This window comes from Peribacillus sp. NPDC094092 (assembly GCF_050279365.1).
Taxonomy (GTDB): domain Bacteria; phylum Bacillota; class Bacilli; order Bacillales; family DSM-1321; genus Peribacillus.
On record NZ_JBNNUC010000012.1, the window covers coordinates 39839 to 47668 of the forward strand.

Here is a 7830-nt window from a genome sequence, read left to right on the forward strand (position 1 = left end):
CACCAATCAATTTCAAGCTAGTTCAGGGGAATTTTAAAAGGCCGGCTTCACCTACATCCTTCTATTTGTGACAAGCTGATTTTTTAAAATCCTGAGTCCTTCTTTGATTTTATTGGCCCGTACTTCGCCTATGCCCTCCACATCGTCGAGGTTTTCAACCGTAGCTTTATTGACTTCACTAAAGCTTCCGAACTGTTTCACTAAATTTTCGATGATCAAACCCGGCAAGCGTGGGATTTTATGAAGAATACGGTAACCACGGGGATGTACTGACTCATCAAGGTGTATGTATCCATGATAGCCCAGCACCTTTAGAAGAATGCTTTCATCCAGTTTTTCCTGCATGGCCAACTCTTGAAGCCTAAAAATGATTTCCTCGGGATCTTCATCATTACTGGAGGTATAATCCTTGATAAGCCATTTTCCTTCCGTTTCAATATCTGCCAGGATTTCATTCATTTGCAAACGGATCAATCTTCCTTCCGTACCAAGCTCATTAAGGTACGTTAATAGCTCCGCCTTGATTCTGAGCACCATTACATACCGGTGAAATACCTGCAAAAGGTCGGCATAAGTCACGATTTCCTCGAACTCGAGCGCTCCTAAAACCGATATGCTCTGCTGCAGGACCACCTTGTATTTTTCCAGGGTCTGGATGGCCAAATTGGCCTTGGCAAGTATGACTCCTATATCTTTAAGGGCGTATCGGAAATTGCCTTGATATAAAGTGATGACATTCCGACGTTGTGAGATTGCGACGACCAGCGACTTGGTCTCCCTGGCCACACGTTCCGCTGTTCTATGCCTCATTCCCGTTTCAGTGGAAGGTGTACTGTTATCCGGCACTAGTTGGGCATTTGCGAATATGATCTTATCGGCTGTTTCATTTAAAATGATGGCCCCGTCCATCTTTGCCAACTCATATAATGTGCTGGGGGTACAGCTGCAGTTGATTTCGAAGCCGCCATCCACGATCACCCGAACCTTCTCATTATATCCGACCACTATCAAACCACCTGTATTTGCCCGCAGGACATTTTCAATCCCCTCCCGAAGCGGGGTACCCGGAGCAACAATTTGCAGAATTTCCAATTTTGTTTTCTCATACCCTTTTTTATCTGTCATACTTAACCCCCTAACGATTGTTTAAGAGCCTCCGAAACCGATGAAACACCAACGATCTTAATACCCTTCGGCGCGGTCCATCCTCCTATATTATTAGCCGGTATGATAACCCGCTCAAACCCTAATTTTGCTGCTTCCTGCACCCTTTGTTCAATTCTTGACACCCTTCTTACCTCACCAGTCAGCCCCACTTCACCAATGATGCAATCGGCAGGGTTTGTTGGTTTATCACGGAAGCTTGAAGCAATGCTTATTGCGACGGCGAGGTCAATTGCAGGTTCATCCAGCTTGACACCACCAGCAACCTTTAAATACGCATCTTGGTTTTGGAGCAGCAAGCCCACTCTCTTTTCCAGAACAGCCATTAAAAGCGAAACTCGATTGTGGTCGATTCCCGTGGCCATTCGCCTCGGATTGCCAAAACTCGTAGGGGAAATCAATGCTTGAATTTCGACTAGCACCGGCCTTGTGCCCTCCATGGAGGCGACGACTGTGGAACCCGAGGCTCCTTGCGACCGTTCTTCAAGGAAAATTTCCGATGGATTCGCGACCTCTTCCAATCCATGTTCTTTCATTTCAAAAATACCCATCTCATTCGTCGAACCAAAGCGATTTTTAACCGCACGTATAATTCGATATGTATGGTGTCTTTCACCTTCAAAATATAAAACTGTATCAACCATGTGCTCAAGCAGCCGTGGTCCCGCAATGGCCCCTTCCTTTGTTACGTGTCCGACTATAAAAATCGCGATCCCGTTTGTTTTAGCAATGCGCATGAGTGAGGCTGTGCACTCCCTCACTTGTGAAACGCTTCCCGGGGCAGATGTAACTTCCGAATGGTATACCGTTTGAATGGAGTCAATGATGACCAAATCCGGTTTTACATCCGTAATTGCCTGTTGGATATAATCCATATCGGTTTCAGCATAAACGAATAGATTTTCCGACATGGTCCCAAGCCGATCCGCTCTCAATTTGGTCTGCTTGACTGATTCTTCACCTGAAATATAAAGCACTTTTTTCTGTTTATGCGCCAATTGGGATGAGACCTGTAAAAGCAGTGTGGACTTACCGATACCAGGGTCCCCTCCGATCAATACAAGTGATCCCTGTACGATCCCGCCCCCAAGAGCACGATTCAATTCCATTAAATCCGTCTTAATCCGGGGTTCTTTTTCTGATTGAATAGTCGTTATCGGTGCTGCCTTCTCACGTTCCCCGGAACCTCTAACTTCTGAATTGGTAAACGCACCTTTTCTGGCAGGTTTAACGATTTCGGTTTCCTCGACCATTTTGTTCCATTCACCGCACCCTGGACATTTCCCCATCCATTTAGGGGACTCATATCCACAAGACTGACACATAAATTTTGTTTTTTTCTTTACAGCCATAAATTACTCCTTTTCCTTTGGAAAAAATATCTATATTAAGGATATTATACCTCGGTTTTATTTAAACCTTCTTAAGACTAAGTTTTTTTAAAAAAATATTCATTGTGCTTATCCCATTTATACTCAAATCTACCTATAGATAAAAAACAGAGGTACACTGCAAAAGAATCTGCGTGTACCTCGAAGTTTAGAATCAGGTTATTCACTTACATTAACAGGCTCGCCTTGTCGGATTGCAAACTCATTATTCACGACATCCATTACGACCGTTTGCCCTTTTTTCACGTTGCCCTTAAGCAACTCTTCGGATAGATAATCTTCTACATGCTTCTGAAGTGCCCTGCGGATTGGACGTGCCCCATATTCCGGGTCAAAACCTTCCGTAGCAATTTTTTCTCTAGCCGCATCTGTCAGCTCCAAGTATATCTCCTGTTCTTTCAAACGGGTAGTAAGCTGATTTGACATTAATGTAACGATTTGTTTCAAATGATCCTTCTCTAATGAGTGGAACACGATAGTTTCATCAATACGATTCAGGAATTCCGGACGGAATGCACGTTTGAGTTCTTCCATCACTTTCCCTTTCATATTTTTATAGTCCTGGCCAGTATCCTGGATGTTAAACCCGACATACTTATCAGTTTTCAAGGCCGATGCCCCTACATTCGATGTCATAATCAGGATGGTGTTCCTGAAATCGACGGTACGCCCCTTGGAATCTGTCAGTCTTCCGTCCTCCAATACTTGAAGAAGAATATTGAAGACATCCGGATGCGCCTTTTCTATTTCATCAAGCAGAACGACGGAGTAAGGTTTCCTCCGCACTTTTTCCGTTAACTGACCGCCTTCTTCGTATCCAACATATCCTGGAGGGGATCCAACAAGGCGTGAAGTCGAATGTTTCTCCATATATTCGGACATATCGATGCGGATCATGGCATCTTCATCACCAAAAATGGATTCAGCTAAAGCACGGGCCAGCTCGGTTTTACCAACCCCTGTAGGTCCCAAGAAGATGAATGAACCAATCGGACGTTTAGGATCTTTCAAACCTGCCCTTGCACGTCGTACTGCTTTGGAAACAGCAATGACAGCCTCTTCCTGCCCAATTACACGATCATGGAGGATGGACTCCATATTAAGCAGTTTGTCTGACTCTGTTTGCGCCAATTTAGTGACTGGAACCCCCGTCCAACTGGATACGACGTGTGCAATGTCATCCACAGTCACTTCACTGTTCTCCTGCCCTTGTTTTTCTTTCCAAGTTTTTTTCGTTTCTTCCAGTTGTTCTCTTAAGCGTTGTTCTGTATCGCGAAGCGAAGCTGCTTTTTCAAATTCCTGACTCTGAACGGAAGCATCCTTTTCCTTACGAACATCATCCAGCTTCACTTCAAGTTCTTTTAAGTTAGGTGGCGTAGTGTATGAACGCAGCCTAACCTTTGAACCAGCTTCATCAATCAAGTCAATCGCTTTATCCGGTAAAAAGCGATCGGAAATATAACGGTCGGATAATTTGACTGCGGCATCAATCGCTTCGTCAGTAATCGATACACGGTGATGTGCCTCATAACGGTCACGCAGTCCCTTGAGAATTTGGATGGATTCCTCAATGGTCGGCTCATCGACTTGGATTGGCTGGAAACGGCGTTCAAGCGCAGCATCCTTTTCAATATACTTACGATACTCATCCAAAGTCGTGGCTCCGATACATTGCAATTCACCTCGGGCCAATGATGGTTTAAGGATATTGGAGGCATCAATGGCACCTTCTGCACCACCTGCACCAATCAATGTATGCAATTCATCGATGAATAGGATGATATTACCCGCCTGACGTATTTCATCCATAACTTTCTTCAACCGGTCCTCAAATTCACCCCGGTATTTAGTACCAGCCACAACAGTACCCATATCAAGTGTCATTACTCGTTTATCACGTAAAATTTCAGGTACCTCATTATTGATGATCTGTTGGGCAAGCCCTTCAGCAATGGCTGTTTTACCAACTCCAGGTTCACCGATCAATACTGGGTTATTTTTTGTACGGCGGCTTAATACCTCGATGACACGCTGTATTTCCTTGCTTCTTCCGATAACGGGATCCAAACTTCCTTCCCTGGCAATTGCCGTTAAATCACGGGCAAGGCCATCCAGTGTCGGCGTGCTTGCATTTGAAGCGGCTGAACCTTGATGACCACCCGATTCATTGCTTCCCAGAAGTTGTAATACTTGTTGTCGAGCCTTATTTAAACTTACTCCCAGATTATTCAATACGCGGGCAGCTACACCTTCCCCTTCTCGGATAAGACCTAAAAGAACATGCTCTGTCCCAACATATGAGTGACCTAATTTTCTTGCCTCATCCATGGAAAGCTCAATGACTTTCTTGGCTCTTGGGGTATAATGTATCGTTTGAGCCGTATCCTGTCCACGGCCTATTAGATTTTCCACTTCTTTCTGAATCTTATCCGGACCCAATCCAAGAGCATATAACGCTTTGGCTGCAATACCATCACCTTCTCGGACAAGGCCCAGTAAAATATGTTCCGTGCCAATATTATTATGACCTAAACGGATTGCCTCTTCTTGGGCTAATGCTAATACTTTCTGGGCTCTTTCAGTAAAACGACCAAACATCATAGGGAATTCCTCCTTAAGAATTTTCGTTTTGAATAAAGTTGCTGGCAAATCTCCAAGTTATGGAAAAAACTTCTTCTTGCTCCATATCTATTACATGAAATTTGATTCCCCCTAAAGGGGTCAGTGACCTCTATGAGGAGGAAGATTCCGTGAAATTCAAGCGTTCCCGGATGAGTGCTGCTCTACGGATATCCCTTTCATGGGGCCTTAAAGGGCCACCCGCGTACTTTTGTAAAAATCCCGGCTGCGTCAAAATCATCAACTCATTTAGAATGCTTTTAGAAATATTCTTTATATACCCAAGATCTATCCCTAATCTAACATCGGAGATACAGGTAGCTGCTTCCTTGGTCTCGATGATGCGCGCATTGGACAATATCCCATAAGAACGGAAAATTCTATCTTCTAATTGTATGTGGGAAGTCCTCGCTAATGCATCCCTCGCTGACCGTTCCTGGGCTATGATTTGTTGCACTACACTTGTTAGATCTTCAACAATATCCCTTTCCGACTTTCCAAGAGTAATTTGATTGGAGATTTGAAAAATATTCCCCAAGGCTTGACTGCCCTCTCCATAAATCCCTCGAACCACCAACCCCAATTGATTGATAGCCGGTATGATATTATTCATCTGCTGTGTAAGGACAAGGCCCGGCAGATGCATCATGACAGATGCTCTTAATCCTGTTCCCACATTAGTCGGACAACTAGTTAGGTATCCTCTTTCCTCATCATATGCATAGTCTATGGATTCTTCAATCCAATCGTCAAGAACATTTGCAATCTTTAAGGTTTCCTTTAGCTGCAAACCCGACATTAAACATTGAATACGGAGATGATCCTCTTCGTTTATCATGATACTTATTTCTTCATTTTCCGAAAGGAGACATGCGCTTTTCGCTGAATCTTCAACTAAATGGGGACTGATTAAATGTTTTTCAACGAGAACGCGCTTTTCCAGTGGCTGCAATTGGTCAATCTCTAAAAGTTCCAGTTTTCCAATTTCCGGGGTTACTTCCTCTTCGATTCTTTTTTTGACCAATTCAATGATTTCTTTAGCCTCTTCGTTAGAAAAGGAGGTTGGGAAGGTAAAGTCTTTAAAATTCCTGGCCAGTCGAATCCGCGAACTCAATACAATATCGATTTCCGGCCCTTCGGCACTCATCCAGGAACTCAAGGCGTTTTCTACAAACTTTTCCAAGCTCATAATTCCCCGCCTCCCTCTTGCGCTTCATATCTTTTTTCAAGGGAACGGACCTTATCTCTTACCTCTGCCGCTTTCTCAAACTCCTCTTGATCAATGTGGACCTTTAAAACTTCTTTTAAATCCATAATTTGCTTTCGAAGATGTATGGTGCCACCAATCCTTTTTGGAATTTTCCCTATATGTGCTGTATTGCCGCTATGAACCCTCTTTAAAATGGGATTTAACTGTTCATTGAACGTTTTATAACATTCGGCACAGCCAAACTTACCAATATGGACAAATTCTTTATAAGATCGATGGCAATGCGGGCAACGCCTCTCTTCCGTTTTGGGAAATGCATTTGCCTTCGTCTGTTGAATATTCGACTCCATATTCAACAATCCTGCTAATAAATTATTTATTGAAAAACCAGGTCCACCTGCATCCATGAATATTTCACCTTTTTCCTGAGCACATTTCTCACAAATCATGACTTCAGTCTTTTTTCCGTTGATGATTTTGGTGAAGTGCAGGGTAGCAGGCCTTTGATGACATTCTTGGCAAATCAACGTTCATCACCTCTGCCAGTTTCATTTATATTTTAAAGTCGTAAGCATCGCAGTTAAAATTCTTGCTCTAAGCTCATCGCGGTCAGGTAGGTCGATATATATCACCGATCTATCTATGACGCTCATCATAATCTTTGCTTCTCTTTCATTAATGACGTCTTCATTCATCAGCCTTGATATTACTCCTTCAGCCATCGATTGGGTAACCCTTGAACCAATAAGCGATAATAATTGGTTGATAAGTTGCACGGAATCCTGAGATTCGACTTTCATGATGCGAATGTAACCGCCACCTCCACGCTTACTCTCTACAACATAACCTCTCTCGATGGTAAACCTGGTATTGATTACGTAATTGATTTGAGAAGGAACACACTGAAATTTATCTGCTATTTCACTTCTTTTAATCTCTAAGATATCTTTTTGACTTATCTCAAGTACTTGCTTCAAATAAGTTTCGATAACATCAGATATGTTTCTCACTCAGCCTCCTCCATTCTGACTTTGACTATATTTGACTATTATTATACAAGGAAAAATGCATTTTGCAACTTAAACGCACTCACTTTATGTATTATCCATTTTCTCCAAATTATATGTAGTTACATACCCCATTGAACATTAAAGTTTAAATATCTTACATAAATACCCTAAAAAGATACATGCAAAACCTGAAATTTTTCTTCTCTCATAAGGTTTTCACCACTTAAATTCTTCCCTATTCCAGATGATACTGTAACCAATTCAAATAAGGCCAGCCCTATGATGTCCGTGAAATAAAAACCCTTTTTATATTACGAACAACAAAAAAGACCAGCCGGATGGCTGATCTTTTTAAATGGCTTGGCGGCGTCCTACTCTCACAGGGGGAAACCCCCAACTACCATCGGCGCTGAAGAGCTTAACTGCCGTGTTCGGA

At 42.9% G+C, this 7830-nt stretch carries 6 protein-coding genes and 1 rRNA gene; all 7 read right to left on the reverse strand.

Annotated elements, in window-relative coordinates; translation table 11 throughout:
* Positions 1-51 precede the first annotated feature (51 nt).
* Complete coding sequence (gene disA, locus ACQKNS_RS26570; protein ID WP_427646164.1) at positions 52-1125, reverse strand: DNA integrity scanning diadenylate cyclase DisA; 1074 nt, start codon at positions 1123-1125, stop codon at positions 52-54.
* Positions 1126-1127: 2 nt separating this feature from the next.
* Complete coding sequence (radA, locus tag ACQKNS_RS26575; protein ID WP_076372905.1) at positions 1128-2516, reverse strand: DNA repair protein RadA; 1389 nt, start codon at positions 2514-2516, stop codon at positions 1128-1130.
* Between the two features lie 198 nt (positions 2517-2714).
* The gene (gene clpC, locus ACQKNS_RS26580) at positions 2715-5156 is read right to left on the reverse strand and encodes an ATP-dependent protease ATP-binding subunit ClpC (protein ID WP_377401579.1); all 2442 of its coding nucleotides are present in this window, start codon (positions 5154-5156) and stop codon (positions 2715-2717) included.
* Positions 5157-5286: 130 nt separating this feature from the next.
* A complete protein-coding gene (locus tag ACQKNS_RS26585; protein WP_427646166.1) occupies positions 5287-6363 on the reverse strand; it encodes a protein arginine kinase in 1077 nt (358 codons plus the stop codon).
* Positions 6360-6911, reverse strand: coding sequence for a UvrB/UvrC motif-containing protein (locus tag ACQKNS_RS26590; protein ID WP_427646168.1), 552 nt, complete (start codon positions 6909-6911; stop codon positions 6360-6362). The genes ACQKNS_RS26585 and ACQKNS_RS26590 overlap by 4 nt, the downstream gene beginning before the upstream one ends.
* A 21-nt stretch (positions 6912-6932) precedes the next feature.
* Positions 6933-7394 (reverse strand): CtsR family transcriptional regulator, encoded by a 462-nt coding sequence (locus tag ACQKNS_RS26595; RefSeq protein WP_048677843.1) that lies wholly within the window; start codon positions 7392-7394, stop codon positions 6933-6935.
* A gap of 358 nt (positions 7395-7752) precedes the next feature.
* Positions 7753-7830: ribosomal RNA gene (rrf, locus tag ACQKNS_RS26600) — 5S ribosomal RNA — on the reverse strand; the annotation flags it as partial.

Excerpts from the sequence above, each read along its gene's own strand:
- clpC (WP_377401579.1), bottom strand. The coding sequence starts at position 5,156 with ATGATGTTTGGTCGTTTTACTGAAAGAGCCCAGAAAGTATTAGCATTA.
- radA (WP_076372905.1), bottom strand. The coding sequence starts at position 2,516 with ATGGCTGTAAAGAAAAAAACAAAATTTATGTGTCAGTCTTGTGGATAT.
- ACQKNS_RS26585 (WP_427646166.1), bottom strand. The coding sequence starts at position 6,363 with ATGAGCTTGGAAAAGTTTGTAGAAAACGCCTTGAGTTCCTGGATGAGT.
- disA (WP_427646164.1), bottom strand. The coding sequence starts at position 1,125 with ATGACAGATAAAAAAGGGTATGAGAAAACAAAATTGGAAATTCTGCAA.